This is a genomic window from Candidatus Amarolinea dominans, assembly GCF_016704685.1.
In the GTDB taxonomy this organism is placed as follows: domain Bacteria; phylum Chloroflexota; class Anaerolineae; order SSC4; family Amarolineaceae; genus Amarolinea; species Amarolinea dominans.
Genome location: NZ_JADIZS010000001.1, coordinates 217,902 through 234,111 on the forward strand (window position 1 = coordinate 217,902; position 16,210 = coordinate 234,111).

The following is a 16,210-nucleotide window of genomic DNA, read 5'->3' on the forward strand; positions in this document are numbered from 1 at the left end:
TTACCAGCGAAATGCGCCCACGCGGCGCATCGCTTCCTGAATGCGTTCGGTATCGAGTCCCAGGGAAGCACGCACAAAGCCCTCGCCGTGCGCGCCGAAGGCCGAGCCAGGCGTCAGACTGACGCCCGTTCCCTCCAACAGCAGGGTGGCAAAGGCGGCCGCGCTGAAGCCGGGCGGCACGGCTGCCCAGACGTAAAGGCCGGCTTGGGGCGCTTCCGCCTGAATCCCGGCCGCGGCCAGTCCTGCCAGCACCAGGTCGCGCCGCGCTTGGTAGATGGCGTTGCGCGCCTGCAGCCAGGACTGATCGCCCGTCAGCGCCGTGATAGCTGCTTCCTGAATGGCGGTGAAGATGCCCGAATCAGCATTGCTTTTGACCAGGGTCAGCGCCTTGATGGCCGTCGGGTTGCCCAGCGCCATGCCCACGCGCCAACCGGCCATGTTATGCGACTTGCTCAAGGAGTTGAACTCCACCGCCACCTCCCTGGCGCCCGGCACGGACAGCAGGCTGGGCGCCCGATAGCCGTCGAAGGTCACGTCACAGTATGGGGCATCATGGCAGAGCAGAATCTCATGGCGCCGGGCAAAATGCACCGCCCGCTCGAAGAAGGCCAGGTCGGCCGTGGCGCCGGTCGGATTGTTCGGGTAGTTCAGCCACAGCAGCCGCGCGCGCTGCGCCACCGCGGCCGGGATGGCGTCCAGGTCAGGCAGGTAGCCGTTTTCCGCGGCCAATGGCAGGGTATAGACCTCTCCGCCCGCGATGAACGCGGCCATCTGGTAGACCGGGTAGGCGGGGTCCGGCACGAGCGCCAGGTCGCCCGGATCGAGCCAGGCGACGGTCAGGTTGACGATACCCTCTTTGGAGCCAATCAGCGGCAGCACTTCCTGGTCAGGGTGCAGACTGACGCCGTAACGCCGTTCGTAATAGGCGGCGATGGCGCGGCGCAGCGCGGGCGTGCCGGTGTAGCTGGGATAGCCGTGCAGATCGGGCCGGCGGCTGGCCGCGGCCAGCGCCTCGATGATGAAATCGGCCGGCGGCAAATCCGGGCTGCCGATGTCCAGGCGAATGATGTCCAGGCCCTGGGCTTCCAGGGCACGGACGCGCGCGGCCAGGGCGGCAAAGACATAGGGGGGAATGCGATCAAGGCGATGTGCGGGGCGCAGAGTCATGCGTTACCTCGTCTCTTCGAGCCAAACCTCCAGCACGCGCCCCACTCGTTCCAGGCTGTCCCCGCTGAGTTTGTCGGTCGTATCCTGGGTCGTGTGCCAGTAGGGGTAATCGAAATCAATGATGTCCACGGCCGGAATTCCCGCTTCCTTGAAGGGGATATGGTCATCCACCATGGTCCACTTGGGCTGGGGGATGAATACCGTCTCGAAACCGAGCCTGGCCGCGATTTGCCAGAGCTGCTGCTGGTACTTCTCGTCTGAGTTGCGCTCCAGGTAGATCTGCTGATCGGCGTCGCCAATCATGTCCACAACAATCACCACCTCGGGCTTCGTCGGCATCGGCAGATTCTGCGCCATGAAGCGCGAGCCGGCGATGAACTCCCAGCCGTTGATGCGGCCGTTGTCCTCTGCGTCGAAGAAGGCCAGCCAGATGTCATCCCCGATGGCCGCCGCGTCCAGGCTGCGCGCCAGCTCCAGGAGAACCGCCACGCCGCTGGCGCCGTCGTTGGCGCCCGGCACCGGTTCATCACGCCGGCTGACATCCGGGTCGTTGTCCGCGTACAAGCGTGTGTCATAGTGCGCGCCCAGCAGCACGACCGGACGCCTGGCGCTGCTCCGCGTTGGCCCTGGCGTCGGCCCGGCCGCTGATACAGCGGCACGGTGGGCCAGGATATTGCGCGCCGGGGTGTCGCGATAAGTGAAGTCCTGAATGGTCGTCTGCCAGCCGAGCGCTTGCAAGGTCTGGGTGATGGCGTCGCCCAGGCGCAGGTTGGCCTCGCTGCCGGTGGGGCGCGGGCCGAAAGCCATTTGGGCCTCAACCTGCTCCAGCGCCAGCGCGCCGTCGAAGGTCAGGCGGGGAATCGGCGTCGGCGTCGGTTTGGGAATGGCCTCATAACCAATGTAGCCAAAGAAGGTCAACGCGGCCACCAACGCGACGAGCAGGGTTATTTCAATAAAGCGAATACGCGACATGAATCCTCATCCCCCATCCCCCTTCCCCCTTCCCCCTTACTGAAGGGGGAAGGGGGATGAAAATCCGAAATCCGAAAATCATCACACCTCTGCATCGTCGGCGCCGACTTTGCCGCGGAACACCAGCTTGATGGGCGTGCCCTCGAAGGGGTATTGCGCGCGAATCTGGTTCTCCAGGTAGCGTTCATACGAAAAGTGCAACAGCTCCGGGTCGTTGACGAAGATCACAAAGGTGGGGGGGTTGATACTGGCCTGGGTGGCAAAGTAGAAACGCAAACGCCGCCCGCCCTTGAAACGCGGCTGGTTTGCGTCCACCGCGCTGCGCAGCAGACGGTTCAACTCACCGGTGGTGATGCGCAGCCGCCGCGCTTGCACCACGCGCAGTGCGGTGGGCAGAACCGTGTTGACGCGCTGGTGCGTCTTGGCGCTGATGAAGATCACCGGGACATAGTCCATGAAACGCAACTCGCCGCGCATCTGGTCGCGGTACTCGTTCATGGTATGCTCATCTTTCTCGATGGCATCCCATTTGTTGACGATGACGACCGCGCTCTTGTGCTCCTCCAGGATGAAACCGGCGACGTGGGTGTCCTGGGCCGTGACCTTCTCCACGGCATCCACCAACAGCAGCACCACATCGGCCCGTTCGATGGCCTTGAGCGCGCGCAGGACGCTGTACTTTTCGATGCCCACCTCGACCTTGCCGCGGCGGCGGATGCCGGCGGTGTCAATCAGGGTGATGGTCTGCCCTTCATAGGTCAGCGCGGTGTCAATGGCATCGCGCGTGCTGCCGGGCAGCTCGCTGACGATGGCACGATCATGGCCTAACAGCGCATTGAGGAGCGAGGACTTGCCGACGTTGGGACGGCCCACGATGCCGATCCGGATCGAATCGTCGGTCACTTCTTCGACCGCGGGCGGCAGAAGCTCGACAATGGCATCGAGCAAGTCGCCGGTGCCGGTGCCGTGGATGGCGGACACTGCCAGCGGTTCGCCCAGCCCCAGTTCCCAGAACTCTACCGCGGCCTGGCGCCGCTCTGCGTTGTCGGCCTTGTTGGCGCACAGCACCACCTTGTCGGCCACGCGGCGCAGGATCTCGGCTACGTCACGATCGCCGGCGGTGATGCCTTCTTCGCTGTCCACCACGAAGACGACCACGTTGGCCTCCTGGATGGCGATGAGAGCCTGCTCACGAATCTCGCGCACATAGCCTGACGAAGCCGTCGCGAGGGCAGCCGGCTGTTCCGGTGACGGGCGCGCGGGCTGGGTTAGTGCTTCCAGGCCGCCGGTGTCCACCAACGTAAAGGGAACGCTGGTCCATTGCGCTTCGGCATAGATGCGGTCGCGCGTGGTGCCCGGCAAATCCTCGACGATCGCCAGGCGTTGCCCCACCAGGCGGTTGAACAGGGTAGATTTGCCTACATTAGGTCGCCCGACTAAGGCGACAATTGGTTTTGTCATAGCTTCTCTCTATTATTCTCTCAGCGCCTCGGCGGCACCACCGGGGTGGATAGCGGCCTGGGCGTGACCGTGATGGTGACTGTCACTGTGACTGTGACCGTCACCGTGGGCGATGGTATGAGTCGCACTTCCACCGGCACCGTGCGCGGCACGACGCTCTCCGCGCGCAGCCCCTCCGGCACAATGACTTCTGGTTCCAGACTGTGCAGTCCCGGCTCCAGACCGACCAGGTTGAGCACGACCCGCACATCCCCCGGCGTCAACGCGTTGAGGCGCGGCACCGGGCCGGCCAGCACGATCTCTACAATTTTCAGATTGGTCGTCGCGGTCAGGCCCTCGCCCAATCCCAGGAAGACCGGCGAGCGACTGACCGTGATGCTGTCCTCCAGCGGGGTGATGTGAATGCGCACCAGGACGCTCTGCGTGTCGCCGACGACCGAGACATTTTCAGGCAATTCCAGGGCCACGCGCTCGCTCACATCACCCACTGCGCCCTCGATGGGCACCTCGGCCGTTCCCACATAGCCAGGCAGGGTATCAATGGTCGCGGGGCTGCCATAGACGACTACCTCTGACGGTTCCACATCAATGCTCGTATAGCGATAACCGGGCGCCGGCTGACCGGTGCGCTTGGGCACGACGGGTAATACGCGATAGCCAGGGCGCTGTTCGACGGTCGCCGAAACGACCACCGTCGGCGGCTCCACCGTCAGACCGTTGCTGATCTCCCCGCCTTGTAGATCCAGCAGAATGACCGGGCGACGCACGGCCACCGGCGCGGTGACGTTGGCGAGGGAAACCTGCGCGACGGCCGAGGCCACCTGCTCTACCAATTGCTGCGCGCCGCCCACCGTCACTGTCATCGGCGTTATCACCAGCGGCGAGGGCATGTGGTAACTGAACGACGGCTGCGCGGTGATATTGACCAGCACCTGCATCTCGAGTTCGATGAAAGGCTCCAGCACCACCGATACATCTTCGGGCTGGCGGCTGACAATCGTCACGCGCGGGTCACTGCTCGTAACCAGCAGGGGATGTTGTATGAGCCGGCCGCGAGGCCGCGCAGGTCCAGCTGCGCGGCGAAATTAGAGGCCGCCAGGGTGGTCCAACTCGACTGCGGCGCACGGATACGAATCTGCACACGCTCCAACAGGCCGCCAAACGGCACGACGCCCTGGTCCGGGCCAATGCGGGTGATGGGAATCGTGCGGTCATAGACATTCTCTACCAGGGGGTCCTGCTGCTGCACCGCGACGACCCATACGATCAGGGCCAGGATGAGCGCCAGCAGGATGGAGCCTATGTTGTTGAAGAACCCGGAGACTCTGTTCATCGTTTTTATCGCGTTCTCAGCGCTCTCGTCGTTCTCGTCGCTCTCGTCGTTCTCAGCGCTCATTTTGCGGCTGCAGCCGCGGTTCGTAGAAACCCTGCAGGATCTTCCGCAGCCGTTTTTCGTCCAGCCGGCGCACGATGCGGCCATGGCGCGAGACCGAGATGATGCCTGTTTCTTCCGAAACGACGATGGAGAGGGCATCGTTTTGCTCGGTGATGCCGACCGCGGCCCGGTGCCGTGTTCCCATCTGCGTGTCTGCAAACTGCCGCTGTGTCAGCGGCAAGACGCAGCCAGCAGCCAGGATACGGTCGCTGCGCACGATGACGGCGCCATCGTGGAGGGCCGTGTTAGGAAAAAAGATCGTCAGTAACAACTCATGCGAAACGGCTGAATCGAGCCGCGTGCCGGTTTCGATGTACTCCTCCAGGCCGGTCGTGCCTTCCAGGATGATGATCGCGCCATGCTTCCGCTGGGAGAGCGTGTCCACGGTGCGAATCAACTCACTGACCAGGAATTCGGTCGCGGCCTGCGATGCGCGCCGGCCGAAGAGCGGCGTTGTGCGGCCTAGCTTTTCCAGCGCGCGGCGCAGCTCTGGCTGAAAGATGACCGGGATCGCCACTAACACGACATTCAGCGAATTGCTGACCAGCCAGCGAAAGGCGGTCAGTTCCACCATGTTGGTGACAAGCACTACTCCGAAAGTCAAGACCAGGATGCCGCGCAACAGTTGCACGGCGGCGGTGCCCCGGAACAGGCGCAGTAACGCGTAGAAGACCGCCGCCACGAGTAGTATGTCGACGGCGCTCTGGAACGTGAAGCGACTTAGAATTCCGGTGATCGCGCTCAAGACGAACGAACTCCCTGGATGAGTCAGGCCAATAAGAGGGCCAGGATGGCTTTCTGGCAGTGCATCCGATTCCCGGCCTGGTCCCATAACAGCGAGTGTGGGCCATCCGCGACGTCATCGGTGATTTCCTCGCCGCGATGCGCGGGGAGACAGTGCATCACGAGCACGTCGGCGTTGCCGCTGGCCTTGAGGAGCGCGTCATTGACCTGGTAGGGGGGGAAGACCAGGCGCCGCTGGCCGGCCTCAGCCTCCTGGCCCATGCTGGCCCAGGTATCGGTGTAGATGATGTCGGCGCCGGCCACGGCCGCGAACGGGTCAGCGGTCAGGGTGAGGCTGCCCCCCTGCCGGAGCGCCTCGGCCGCGGCGGCCTGCCCCACGGCGGCGGCAATCTGAAAGCCGGGCGGCGCGGCAATCGTGATGTGCATGCCTGTGCGCGCGCCGGCCTGCGCCAGTGAGACAGCCACGTTGTTGCCGTCACCGACGTACGCCAGCTTCAGCCCGGCCAGGCGCCCGTGCTTCTCATAGATGGTGAACAGGTCGCTGAGGGCCTGGCACGGATGACTGAAATCAGACAGGCCGTTGATGACGGGCACGCCGGCGACTTGAGCCAACTGCAGGATGTGCTGATGATCGAAGACACGGGCCATGATGGCATCCACATAGCGGGCCAGCACCCGCGCGACGTCCGGCACACTCTCACGCGCGCCCAGGGAGATCTCGTTGGGCGCGAGGTAAATGGCGTGACCGCCCAGGTGCTGCATGGCCATTTCGAATGAAACACGCGTGCGCAGCGAAGGCTTCTGAAAGATCATGCCCAATGCCTTGCCGGCCAGGATGGGGGCATTACCGGCCTGACGCCACTCTGCTTTCAGGGCTGCGGCTGTGTGCAGAATCTGCCATACCTCGGCGGGTGACAGGTCGCTGATATCCAATAGGTGACGCATGTGAAAAACTCTCCTCGAAAATCCTAGATGACCGCATTGCGCAGCTCGCCGATGCCGCTGATGCGTACGACGACCTCATCGCCGGCGTGCAGCGGGCCTACCCCGGCCGGTGTACCTGTCATGATGACATCGCCCGGCTCCAGGGTCATGGCCTGGGTGACGTAAGCGATCAACTGTGCGACCGGGAAGATGAGGTCTGCGGTGGAGCCGCGCTGGCGTTCGGCGCCGTTGACCAGGCAGGTGACTTCGACCTGGGTTGGATCGAGGTCGGTTTCGATCCACGGGCCAAGCGGGCAGAAGGTGTCGAAGCCTTTGGCGCGCGCCCACTGGCCGTCCTGGCGCTGCAAATCGCGCGCGGTCACGTCGTTGCCGCAGGTGTAGCCCAGGACCATCGCCAGCGCCTGCGCGGCGGGCACATGGCGGCAACGACGGCCAATGACCACCACCAGCTCGGCCTCATGCTCGACCTGCGCGGATAGCGGCGTCAGCTCGATGGCGGCGCCGGGCGCGAGCAGTGCGCTGGGCGGCTTGAGGAAGATGAGCGGCTGGGAGGGCACCGGCGCTTGATGCTCGGCCGCGTGGGCGGCGTAGTTGCGGCCAATGCACACGATCTTGCTGGGTTCGCAGGGCGCCAACAGCTGCACCTGGGCCAATGGCACAGGCGCGCCCATTGTTTCCCACGCGCCATGAAACGGAGACGAAGCCAGCCTCAGAATGTGCTCGTCCTGTTGCAGCACACCATGCGCCACACATGGCGCAGAGCCGATGACATCCTCTGCGCCATAATGGCGCACTGCGCCACGCAATGGCGCCTGATATGCATAGCGTACAATTCGCATGGGTTATCCTTGCGCCATTATGGCGCAGTCCATTCGTAACTGCTCAGCCAGGCAGTGAGAATGGTCTCGGTAGCGCCCGGAGTGCCCCCCTGCCCCCCAATCCTGGGGGAGCCGAATGCTTTCCCCCCCAAATTGGAGGGCAGGGGGGCCGCCTGAGCAGTTACGTTCATTCAACATTTTTCTACGCGCCAGCTGCCACCAGCAGGGTAGCGAGCAGCCACGGGTACACCTGCGCCCAGTGTGCGGCCGAGATGGTGGCCGGTTGCCCCAATCCGTACCAGTACGGAATCAGGCCCAAGAAACCGGTCAGGCCGGCCGCAACCGGCGCCGGTTGCAGGATGAGCGTAACGACCACCACTATCGTCCCGAGCGGCGTCAGCCACACCAGGGGCGCTTGTTGTTGACAGCGCAGCAGGCCCCACACCAACAGCGTGAATCCCGCGATCAAACCCAGCGTCGTGACCGTCGCCGGACCCACCAGCGCCTGCCCCAGCAGCCAGGGCAGCGTCACGCTGAGCAAGGCCAGCAGGCTGGCCGGCGCCCGGCGCGTGCGGCGAATCCAAACCAGGCCCAGCAGGCTCACCAGGATGACAGCCAGGGTCAGGCCGACGGCGGTGCGACCGAGGGGGAAGGCCACGAGAACCGACAAGAGTAACGCCAGGGGCCAGCCCTGCAGGGCATAGCCTGGTTGCGCTTCGTCTGCCAGCCAACGCCACAAGCGCGCGGCCGGCGCGTCCGTCAGCGCGTACGGCAAGCGGGCAGGTCGCTTGCGCGCGGCCGGCGCGATACTGACTGCGGCCGGGTCATAGCGCAACACCTGCCAGAAGATGCCCCAGATCGCATCGGCCAGCACGACTGCGCTGAGCAGTTGCAGCAGAAAGGCCGCGTTCCAGGCGGCCGGCCGCGCATGCCACGCGGCCGCCGCGACTACCCAAGCCGGCCCGATGCGCCAGAGACTGGAGCTAATCCCGCCCCGTACGGAGATCAACGGCACAGCGAGCGGGGACAGACGCACGCGATCCCCGACAGGTGACCAGGAAGCAGGAGGGGGGGAGGCTGGCGTGTCACGATTGAGCTGAGTCGTCGTTGAGAATTCCATTGGGGAAGATTATACCACAGCGTATGCCGGATGCCCGTATCAGACAATCATCTCCAGGCGGGCAGGTTGAATGGAAATGTCCAGGCGTTTGGCGTCGGTGTAGATTATCTCGCCGTCGGCATGCACCGGCAGGGGGTAGTCTGACTCCACCGTGATGTGAGTCGAGCGGGTTAAAAAGATGGCGGGGTCATTCTTGTGCGTGCCGCGCATCACCTTGGGCAGCAGTTGCAAAATTTGCAGGCGCGGCAGGGCATTGGCCACGCCCAGATCGAGCAGGCCATCGTCCTGAACGGCGTCCGGTGTCACAAAGAAGCCGCCGCCGGTGCGTCGGCCATTGCCGATGGAGACCATGAGCAGAGAGCGCTGCAGTTCGCCGTCGTCCCAGGTGATGCGCATGGTGGGTGATGGGTAGTGTGACAGTGCCCGAAACACGGCGATCAGATAGAGCAGGGTGCCACGCAGGAGCTTGATCTTGCGGCTTTCGATGGTGACCTGCGCCTCGAAGCCGGCGCCCACGTTGTTGTCAAAATAGCGGCCATTGACCACGCCCAGGTCAATGCGGCGCGTGCGCCCGCGCTTGATCGCCTCACAGGCCGCCCGCAGCTGGATGGGAACGCCGGCAATCTCGGCCATGTCGTTGGCCGAGCCAATCGGCAGCACGCCCAGGATGCCAGCCGTGGGCTTGCCCAGGGCATCAGCCGCCAGGGCCAGGCCGTTGACCACTTCATTGACCGTGCCGTCGCCGCCGGCAGCCACCACCACCGGAAAACCATCCAGGCTGGCCTGGCGCGCCATCTCAATGCCTGTCCCCGGCTTGGTTGTGAGCTCCAGCTCGAACGGAACATCCAGGGCCGTCAGCGTTTCCTCGATGACTGGGCGCAAACGTGAGGCCAGCCAACGGCCTGCATAGGGGTTGAGAATCACCTTGATCTTATCCATCGCTCCTCCTTCTCACTTCTTACTTCTCACTTCTTACTTCTCACTTCTTCTCAGTCACTACTCATCTTGCCTGCCAGCCCCAACAGGATGGCTGCGCAACGAATGAAACCCGTAGTCGGCACAAAAGCTACGTTTGACAAATCGGCAATTACGGGCGTACAATAACAATCAGAGCCCCGGATGCGCCCACGGCGCGTCATTTTGAACGCACGAACGAGAGGAACGCTACCTGCCCTGGTATGTCGTTATGCCGACGACGAACCGTTATCCCTTGCGCGGGTTACTGGGGAGGCAACATGTATGCAAGACGATAATTTGCCCTCGCGTAGCCAGTCTGATAATAGGCAGTTCGATGGCGGCAACGTTGTTGGTTTGCTCATCTTGACGATGCCCTTTGCGCAAACCCCAATCGTTGCACCAAGAGAAGCCAGCAACCAGGAGGTATGCAACGTCACCCTGACTGACCGCGCCATGCCTTGAATTTTGCGGGCGGCACGCTGTGTTGCAACCCGCTCCTGTTGTCTGACTTCGTCGCTTGACCTGTGGAAGCAGCCTTGCGCTCCGGCGCATAGTTAAACCAAGCAAGAAGGAGGCAACATGGAGCGGGTTTTTGATTTAGATGAGACCCTGGCTTCGGTGCGAGCGGCACTCGAAGTCGGAAATTTCCAGGCCGCGGTAGGCGTCCTGGAGCAGCTACGGCCGGCCGACCAGGCGGAAGTCTTCTCTGAGTTGGACGAACAGGATCAAGAAGAACTCCTACCCCAGATGGACGAAGAGGATTCAGCCGATATCCTTGAATGGCTGGACGACCAGGAAGCGGCTGACCTGGCCGAGTCGTTGAGCGATCAGGACCTTGTGCGCATCATTGATGAAATGGAGCCTGACGAGGCGGCCGACCTACTGGGCGATTTGCCGCCCGAGCGCACTTCTGCCATTCTGGCCGCCCTCGAAGATCCCGATGAAATCAGGCCGCTCCTGGTACATCCGGAAGACACAGCTGGCGGCATCATGACCAGTGAATTCATGGCGCTGCGTCGCCGCATGACCATCAGCGACGCACTCACCGCTGTGCGCCTGTGGGCGCCCGATCCGCGTGCGGAAACAGTCTACACCTTGTACGTGGCTGATGCCCAGGGCCTGTTGTGTGGCGTGGTAACGCTATACGAACTGCTCAGCGCCCCGCCCGACGCGCTCGTGCGCGACATCATGCGCTCAGACGTGATTGCCATCGAAGCCAGCGCCGACCAGGAAGAGGCCGCACGGCGGATGACCCGCTATGAACTCCTGTCCTTGCCGGTGGTCAACGCCGACGGGCGCTTGCTCGGCATCATCACCCACAGTGACGTGGTCGAGGTGATCGAGGCGGAAGCCACCGAAGACATCCAGCGCCTGGGCGGTGCACAACCGCTGACCCGCGCGTATTTATCAACGTCGGTCATGCAGGTGGCGCGCAGCCGCGTGGGCTGGCTGCTGCTGCTGTTCCTGACCGAAACCCTGACCGGAACCGTGCTGCGCGTGTTCGAGGGCGAACTAAAGGCCGAAGTGGCATTGGCTTTCTTCGTGCCGCTGCTCATCGGCACCGGCGGTAATGCCGGGTCACAATCCACCAGTACGATCATTCGCGCCCTGGCCATCGGCGAAATCGCGCTGCGCGACGCCTTCCACACCCTGTGGCATGAGCTGCGCACCGGTATTGTGCTCGGCGTCGTCATGTCGGCGGTGGGCGTCGTTCGCGCCTTACTTTGGCACACCAATCCCGGTGTCGCGCTGGCCGTGGGCGTCGGACTGCTGCTCATCGTCATCTGGGCCAACATCGTCGGCTCGCTGCTGCCACTGCTCGCCACGCGCCTGAAGGTGGACCCGGCCATCGTTTCCGGTCCGTTCATGAGCACCCTTGTGGATGCAACCGGCCTCTTCATCTACCTCAGTGTGGCCAAGCTGATCCTGGGTCTTTGACCGGTAAGTCGTTCGGACAGGATTGACAGGATTGACAGGATAGAGCGAAACCCCATCCTGTGCATCCTGTCAATCCTGTCAAAATCGTTCCTGCTTTGTGCAAAAGCGCTTGAGTACCCCCGGCAGGACTCGAACCCGCGACCCGCTGTTTAGAAGACAGCTGCTCTATCCCCTGAGCTACGAGGGCGCTGATCTGAATTCTACCAAAGCCCTTCCCGGTTGACAAATCGCACTGGCGTTGGTATAGTCAATTAAGAGATAATGACGCCTGCCATCAGGCGCAAAAGGGAGCGCAGCAAGCTATGCACGCGTATGTGATTGGGGTTGATTTGGGCGGCACGCAGGTGCGCGCGGCCCTGAGCGACGCCACGGGCCAGATCTACCGGCGCGTGGCTACCGCCACCAAGGCCGATGAGGGTCAGGATGCCGTCATCGAACGCATCAAATCCCTGATTGACCAAGTTTGGCCCAAGCCAGATCAGGGCACTGTCAAGGCGATTGGGTTGGCCGCGCCTGGCCCGCTCGATCCAACGTCTGGCGTGATCGTATTTGCGCCAAACCTGCCCGGTTGGGACATGGTGCCGTTGCGTAACATCATCGCCGGGGCTTATGGTCTACCGACATTCCTGGGCAACGACGCCAACCTGGCCGCCCTGGCTGAGAACCGTTATGGAGCCGGGCGTGATATTGCCGACATGATCTACATCACGGTAAGCACCGGCGTGGGCGGCGGTATCATTACGCATGGTGGGATGCTCCTGGGCAGTCACGGCTTCGCAGCCGAGGTGGGGCACATGACGGTGGAAGCGCAGGGCGCGCGCTGTCTGTGCGGCAATAGCGGTTGCCTGGAGGCCTATGCCAGTGGGCCAAGCATCGCCCGCCATGCCGTGGAGGCCCTGCACCAGGGCGCCACCAGCATGGTCACGGACATGGTGGCCGGTGATCTCAGTCGTATCACGGCCAAAGAACTGCATGATGCGGCCAAGGCCGGTGACCGCTTGGCGCAAGCCGAATTTCGACGCGCGGGGTTCTACCTGGGCGTCGGCATCACCAGCCTGCTGCATCTCTTCAACCCGCGTATGATCGTGCTTGGGGGCAGTGTCATGAAGGTGGGCGCGCTGCTGACCGACGCCATTTGGGAAGTTATCCGTGCCCGTGCGCCACATCAGTATTGGGAGGGCCTCTCCATCGTTTCCGCTGCCCTGGGCGATGACGTGGTCCTCATTGGCGCCATTGCACTGGCGGAGGCCGAAAGTCAGCGGCGGGGTCAGACTATGGCGCGCGTGCCATAGCTCACCGCTATGCGCCCGCCGGTCGGCGCCTGTGGAACGAACTCCTGGCGCCCCCAGCAAACAAAAAAGGGGAACACGTGGTTTTTTATCTGACCTTCTGGGAGATCATCGGTTTCGTCCTGATCGCGTGCCTGATTGTTCTGACCATCTTCGCGATCGTTGAGCCAGGCCCTCTCCAGCGTCGCTCACGCGACCGGCGCGGGCAACTGGCAAACACCGACACGCCGCCCGAAAAGAAGTAGAAGTAGCTGGAAGTAGCTGGAAGATTCAAACTGTGCAATCCTCGGCACCATACCGTGCGCCTGCCGAGGCGAAAAAATGTGGGAGATCACCGTGTTGATTCAAGCCTTACGCGACGTGTCGCTCATTATTCTCTCGATTCTTTCCTTCATCATGTGTATCTTGCCGCTCGTCGCCATGTTCTTTGCCGTGCGTGGCACACTGGCCCTGAAGCGCAAGACGCACGCCCTGGCGCCACAGGCCCAGGCCAAAGTGCGCTGGGCACAAACGATGGTGGATCAGGGCGCCAATAAGGTAGTCACACCCGTGGTTCGCGCCCACCTGGTTTACACCCGATGGTCAACCACCGGGCGCGTCCTGCTGCGGTCACTGCGACGCCAGACGCATCATTCCGATTGACTTGATTTCACTGATTTCACTGATTTCACTGATTTCATTGATTTCATTGACTTCATTGACTTCACTGACCTCTTGTCTCGTAAATCATTCTCACTCAGGGAGCAAATAAGCGATGGACAGAAAACAACAGCGATTAGTCTTTGGCCTTGTCATCGGCGCCATCTTTGGCCTGGTGCTGGCGTGGATTGCCACCAACCGCGATGAGCCGGCCAACAGCGCCGTGGCCCGCCTCAAGCCCGGCGATTGGGTCAAGTTGGGCATTAGCCTGCTCGGCGTTGCCCGCCAGATGAGCGATCTGATCGAAGCCGTGTAAGCGCGGGCGATCTCACCAGGCCGATAGTGTCTTGTCACGCTACCACGCGGCACTTTCTCTGTCGCTGCAACGTCATGACTTCTGTTCATTGGCCGCGCAGCCACCGGCGGGCCGGAAACCCTTAGAAACTCCCGTGACACCAGGCTCAAGTCACAGGCTGGGCCGCAGAAGAAATGGGAAGGAGAACGTGCCGTGAAGAAATCCATGCAACTGTTGTTGATCGTTGTTCTGACCAGCTTGCTGCTGGTCACACCGCTGGCCGCGCTGGCCGCACCGACCGATGGTGCGCCGGCTGCGGCCAGTTGTACCTATTACACCGTGCGCGCGGGCGACACACTGACCAAAATCGCAGCCCGCTATCACACGGATGTCTGGACCATCGCCCGCGCCAACGGCATCACCAATCTGAACCGCATTCACATCGGCCAGGTTCTGTGCATACCCGCGGCCAGTACGCCGCCCGCGTGCCCGATCAGCTATGTGGTGCAGCGTGGTGATACGCTCACCAAGATCGCCAGCCGTTTTCGGGTGAGCGTTCTGGCTTTGCGCAGCGCCAACCAGATCGGCGACATCAACCGTATCTACGTGGGCCAACGCCTGCGCATTCCCTGCAATCCACCGCCGCCGCCCACGCCTCCGCCACCCAGCAGCGCCGCGTGGACAGCCAAGTTCTACAATAACGAAGACTTGAGCGGTGCGCCGGTGCTGACGCGCCGCGATGCCGGCATCAACTTCAACTGGGGCTACGGCTCTCCGGCGCCCAGCAGCGTGCAGGCGGATCACTTCTCCGCCCAGTGGAGCCGCAGCGCCGCCTTCAGCGGTGGCACCTATCGCTTCTACGCACGCAGTGATGATGGCGTCCGCCTCTGGGTGGATGGGGTCAATCAAATTGACGAGTGGCGCGAACAAGCCATTGCGGGCTTCTACAAAGATGTGGTGCTCAACCAGGGTAGCCATACCGTCGTTGTCGAATACTTCGAACGAACCGGCCTGGCTGAAATCCACGTCTGGTGGGAAAAACGCTGAGCAGGCGTCAGATCAACTCACAGAAACCCGTTTTTTCTAAAGAAACGGGTTTCTGTACCTCCAACTCTCACGGCAAAATCCTCTGTAGCCACGTCAACGGGTCCACCGGTATGAGGCCCACGCGCATCTCCCAGTGCAGATGTGCGCCGGTGGAAAGACCGGTGGTGCCGACCTCGCCCAGTTTATCGCCCGCCTTGACCTGCTGCCCCACCGTGACCTCGATCTTGGACAGATGCCAATAGCCGGTGTGCAGCCCGGCGCCATGGTCGAGAATCACGGCATTACCGCGCACCGCCAACGTCTCCGCCAACACCACCACGCCGGGCGCCGGCGCCGTCACGGTCGTGCCGGTCGGCGCGCTATAATCCTGGCCTTCATGAAAACTGGTCACCGGCCCACCGTTGTAGCTGCGCCGCGTGCCAAACGGCGAGGTGGTCTGAAACGCGCTGCCCAACGGTGACGTGAAAACCCTAGTCCACTGGGGAGACAGCTCATGCTGCGGCCAGATGATGTTCAGCTTGACCCGCTCATCGGCCAACAACGTGGGCGCCAGCAGGCCTCCCTTGGCCGCGGGCAATACGATGTGCTGCGTCTCGAAACTGCCCGCCTGCACCGGCACCGGCCAGCGCAGATGCAGGGTCAAATCATCCGGCTCCGAGCGCAGGCGAAACGGCAAGGCCAGGCCTTGAATATCCACATCCAACCAGGTGAGACCCGGCGGCGCCAACGGATGCACACCAAACAAGGCCCACGTCTGCCCCTGCCCCGCCACCAGCGCCAGATTACTTCCGGCGTAGCGGGCCGTGACCGTCAGCGGATAGTCGGCAACCAACGCCAACGCAGCCGCCTGCCCCTGCAGCGGCGCCGCCGGCGTGATCTCGAACCGACGCACGCCCAGGGCCACCCAATTCGGCGTTATCGGAACCTCGATCTCCTGACCTGGCTCCAGCCTTCCCTTCGAATTGGACGGATTGGCTGAAACTAATAGTGATTTGACTATGCGAAATTTTGATGCCAGGCCGGTCCACGTATCGCCCGGCTGCACCAGGTAACGCAGGCGTGGCTGTGGCCAGGTGTCGGAGGTCCGCGCCGGAATCAGCAGGCGCTGACCGATTGCCAGCCGATCAGGGTTCTCCAAACGGTTCGCCTCTACCAGGGCTGCGACAGTGGTATCATAGCGCGCGGCAATCGCGCCCAGCGTTTCGCCGGCCTGCACCACATGCACGATGGCCCCGCTCTGCCGCACCGGCTGGGTGTGATCGGCGGCTGCTGGCGCCGCAGCCAGCGGGTCAGCCGGTAGGGTTAGGCTCAGCCAGAGAATCAGGCCAAGCAGGCCCTGGCTCAGCCTTGCACGCCTCATAATTAGTTTTGACACGTCTCGCA

18 protein-coding genes and 1 tRNA gene are annotated in these 16,210 nt (G+C 62.8%); 7 read left to right on the forward strand and 12 right to left on the reverse strand.

From position 1 onward, the window contains the following. From IPF85_RS00890 to IPF85_RS00935, 10 genes are all read right to left on the reverse strand, one after another. A complete protein-coding gene (locus IPF85_RS00890; protein ID WP_343406174.1) occupies window positions 1-1,167 on the reverse strand; it encodes an LL-diaminopimelate aminotransferase in 1,167 nt (388 codons plus the stop codon). Between the two features lie 3 nt (window positions 1,168-1,170). Then, complete coding sequence (locus IPF85_RS00895; RefSeq protein WP_343406175.1) at window positions 1,171-2,139, reverse strand: M28 family peptidase; 969 nt, start codon at window positions 2,137-2,139, stop codon at window positions 1,171-1,173. Between the two features lie 81 nt (window positions 2,140-2,220). Beyond that, the gene (der, locus tag IPF85_RS00900) at window positions 2,221-3,600 is read right to left on the reverse strand and encodes a ribosome biogenesis GTPase Der (RefSeq protein WP_343406176.1); all 1,380 of its coding nucleotides are present in this window, start codon (window positions 3,598-3,600) and stop codon (window positions 2,221-2,223) included. 20 nt (window positions 3,601-3,620) lie between these two features. Continuing rightward, complete coding sequence (locus IPF85_RS00905) at window positions 3,621-4,604, reverse strand: CdaR family protein (protein WP_343406177.1); 984 nt, start codon at window positions 4,602-4,604, stop codon at window positions 3,621-3,623. Further along, complete coding sequence (locus IPF85_RS00910) at window positions 4,601-4,996, reverse strand: hypothetical protein (protein WP_343406178.1); 396 nt, start codon at window positions 4,994-4,996, stop codon at window positions 4,601-4,603. The genes IPF85_RS00905 and IPF85_RS00910 overlap by 4 nt, the downstream gene beginning before the upstream one ends. Next, complete coding sequence (cdaA, locus tag IPF85_RS00915) at window positions 4,986-5,780, reverse strand: diadenylate cyclase CdaA (protein ID WP_343406179.1); 795 nt, start codon at window positions 5,778-5,780, stop codon at window positions 4,986-4,988. Before cdaA ends, IPF85_RS00910 begins: the two co-directional genes overlap by 11 nt. 23 nt (window positions 5,781-5,803) lie before the next feature. After that, window positions 5,804-6,724 carry an ornithine carbamoyltransferase gene (gene argF, locus IPF85_RS00920; RefSeq protein WP_343406180.1) on the reverse strand — a complete coding sequence of 307 codons (921 nt, stop codon included), beginning with the start codon at window positions 6,722-6,724 and terminating at the stop codon, window positions 5,804-5,806. A 23-nt stretch (window positions 6,725-6,747) separates the two neighbouring features. After that, window positions 6,748-7,563 carry a fumarylacetoacetate hydrolase family protein gene (locus IPF85_RS00925; protein ID WP_343406181.1) on the reverse strand — a complete coding sequence of 272 codons (816 nt, stop codon included), beginning with the start codon at window positions 7,561-7,563 and terminating at the stop codon, window positions 6,748-6,750. Between the two features lie 181 nt (window positions 7,564-7,744). Beyond that, the gene (locus IPF85_RS00930) at window positions 7,745-8,662 is read right to left on the reverse strand and encodes a hypothetical protein (RefSeq protein ID WP_343406182.1); all 918 of its coding nucleotides are present in this window, start codon (window positions 8,660-8,662) and stop codon (window positions 7,745-7,747) included. A gap of 39 nt (window positions 8,663-8,701) precedes the next feature. Next, window positions 8,702-9,601, reverse strand: coding sequence for a diacylglycerol kinase family protein (locus IPF85_RS00935; protein WP_343406183.1), 900 nt, complete (start codon window positions 9,599-9,601; stop codon window positions 8,702-8,704). Between the two features lie 300 nt (window positions 9,602-9,901). On the opposite strand from IPF85_RS00935, the gene IPF85_RS00940 reads away from it, so the two are divergent. Both IPF85_RS00940 and mgtE read left to right on the forward strand, forming a co-directional pair. After that, a complete protein-coding gene (locus tag IPF85_RS00940) occupies window positions 9,902-10,081 on the forward strand; it encodes a hypothetical protein (protein WP_343406184.1) in 180 nt (59 codons plus the stop codon). Window positions 10,082-10,198: 117 nt separating this feature from the next. Next, complete coding sequence (gene mgtE / locus IPF85_RS00945) at window positions 10,199-11,557, forward strand: magnesium transporter (protein ID WP_343406185.1); 1,359 nt, start codon at window positions 10,199-10,201, stop codon at window positions 11,555-11,557. 114 nt (window positions 11,558-11,671) lie between these two features. On the opposite strand, the gene IPF85_RS00950 is transcribed toward mgtE, so the two are convergent. Further along, window positions 11,672-11,744, reverse strand: a tRNA-Arg gene (locus IPF85_RS00950). A 115-nt stretch (window positions 11,745-11,859) separates the two neighbouring features. Between IPF85_RS00950 and IPF85_RS00955 the strand changes: the two genes are divergently transcribed. The 5 genes from IPF85_RS00955 (at window position 11,860) to IPF85_RS00975 (ending at window position 14,827) form a co-directional block, all read left to right on the forward strand. Continuing rightward, entirely contained in the window at window positions 11,860-12,849 is a 990-nt protein-coding gene (locus tag IPF85_RS00955; RefSeq protein ID WP_343406186.1) for an ROK family protein, read from the forward strand. A 77-nt stretch (window positions 12,850-12,926) separates the two neighbouring features. Next, complete coding sequence (locus tag IPF85_RS00960; RefSeq protein ID WP_343406187.1) at window positions 12,927-13,091, forward strand: hypothetical protein; 165 nt, start codon at window positions 12,927-12,929, stop codon at window positions 13,089-13,091. A gap of 76 nt (window positions 13,092-13,167) precedes the next feature. Next, window positions 13,168-13,488 carry a hypothetical protein gene (locus IPF85_RS00965; RefSeq protein ID WP_343406188.1) on the forward strand — a complete coding sequence of 107 codons (321 nt, stop codon included), beginning with the start codon at window positions 13,168-13,170 and terminating at the stop codon, window positions 13,486-13,488. Window positions 13,489-13,600: 112 nt separating this feature from the next. After that, on the forward strand, window positions 13,601-13,801 hold the full coding sequence (locus IPF85_RS00970; protein ID WP_343406189.1) for a hypothetical protein: 201 nt from the start codon (window positions 13,601-13,603) through the stop codon (window positions 13,799-13,801). 192 nt (window positions 13,802-13,993) lie between these two features. Next, window positions 13,994-14,827, forward strand: coding sequence for a LysM peptidoglycan-binding domain-containing protein (locus IPF85_RS00975; protein WP_343406190.1), 834 nt, complete (start codon window positions 13,994-13,996; stop codon window positions 14,825-14,827). Between the two features lie 67 nt (window positions 14,828-14,894). Here the strand turns inward: IPF85_RS00975 and IPF85_RS00980 are convergent, their stop codons facing one another. Then, window positions 14,895-16,202 (reverse strand): peptidoglycan DD-metalloendopeptidase family protein, encoded by a 1,308-nt coding sequence (locus IPF85_RS00980; protein ID WP_343406191.1) that lies wholly within the window; start codon window positions 16,200-16,202, stop codon window positions 14,895-14,897. Between the last annotated feature and the right edge of the window lie 8 nt (window positions 16,203-16,210).

Excerpts from the sequence above, each read along its gene's own strand:
- IPF85_RS00890 (WP_343406174.1), bottom strand. The coding sequence starts at position 1,167 with ATGACTCTGCGCCCCGCACATCGCCTTGATCGCATTCCCCCCTATGTC.
- IPF85_RS00895 (WP_343406175.1), bottom strand. The coding sequence starts at position 2,139 with ATGTCGCGTATTCGCTTTATTGAAATAACCCTGCTCGTCGCGTTGGTG.
- der (WP_343406176.1), bottom strand. The coding sequence starts at position 3,600 with ATGACAAAACCAATTGTCGCCTTAGTCGGGCGACCTAATGTAGGCAAA.
- IPF85_RS00910 (WP_343406178.1), bottom strand. The coding sequence starts at position 4,996 with ATGAGCGCTGAGAACGACGAGAGCGACGAGAACGACGAGAGCGCTGAG.
- argF (WP_343406180.1), bottom strand. The coding sequence starts at position 6,724 with ATGCGTCACCTATTGGATATCAGCGACCTGTCACCCGCCGAGGTATGG.
- IPF85_RS00925 (WP_343406181.1), bottom strand. The coding sequence starts at position 7,563 with ATGCGAATTGTACGCTATGCATATCAGGCGCCATTGCGTGGCGCAGTG.
- IPF85_RS00930 (WP_343406182.1), bottom strand. The coding sequence starts at position 8,662 with ATGGAATTCTCAACGACGACTCAGCTCAATCGTGACACGCCAGCCTCC.
- IPF85_RS00935 (WP_343406183.1), bottom strand. The coding sequence starts at position 9,601 with ATGGATAAGATCAAGGTGATTCTCAACCCCTATGCAGGCCGTTGGCTG.
- IPF85_RS00940 (WP_343406184.1), top strand. The coding sequence starts at position 9,902 with ATGCAAGACGATAATTTGCCCTCGCGTAGCCAGTCTGATAATAGGCAG.
- mgtE (WP_343406185.1), top strand. The coding sequence starts at position 10,199 with ATGGAGCGGGTTTTTGATTTAGATGAGACCCTGGCTTCGGTGCGAGCG.
- IPF85_RS00955 (WP_343406186.1), top strand. The coding sequence starts at position 11,860 with ATGCACGCGTATGTGATTGGGGTTGATTTGGGCGGCACGCAGGTGCGC.
- IPF85_RS00965 (WP_343406188.1), top strand. The coding sequence starts at position 13,168 with ATGTGGGAGATCACCGTGTTGATTCAAGCCTTACGCGACGTGTCGCTC.
- IPF85_RS00970 (WP_343406189.1), top strand. The coding sequence starts at position 13,601 with ATGGACAGAAAACAACAGCGATTAGTCTTTGGCCTTGTCATCGGCGCC.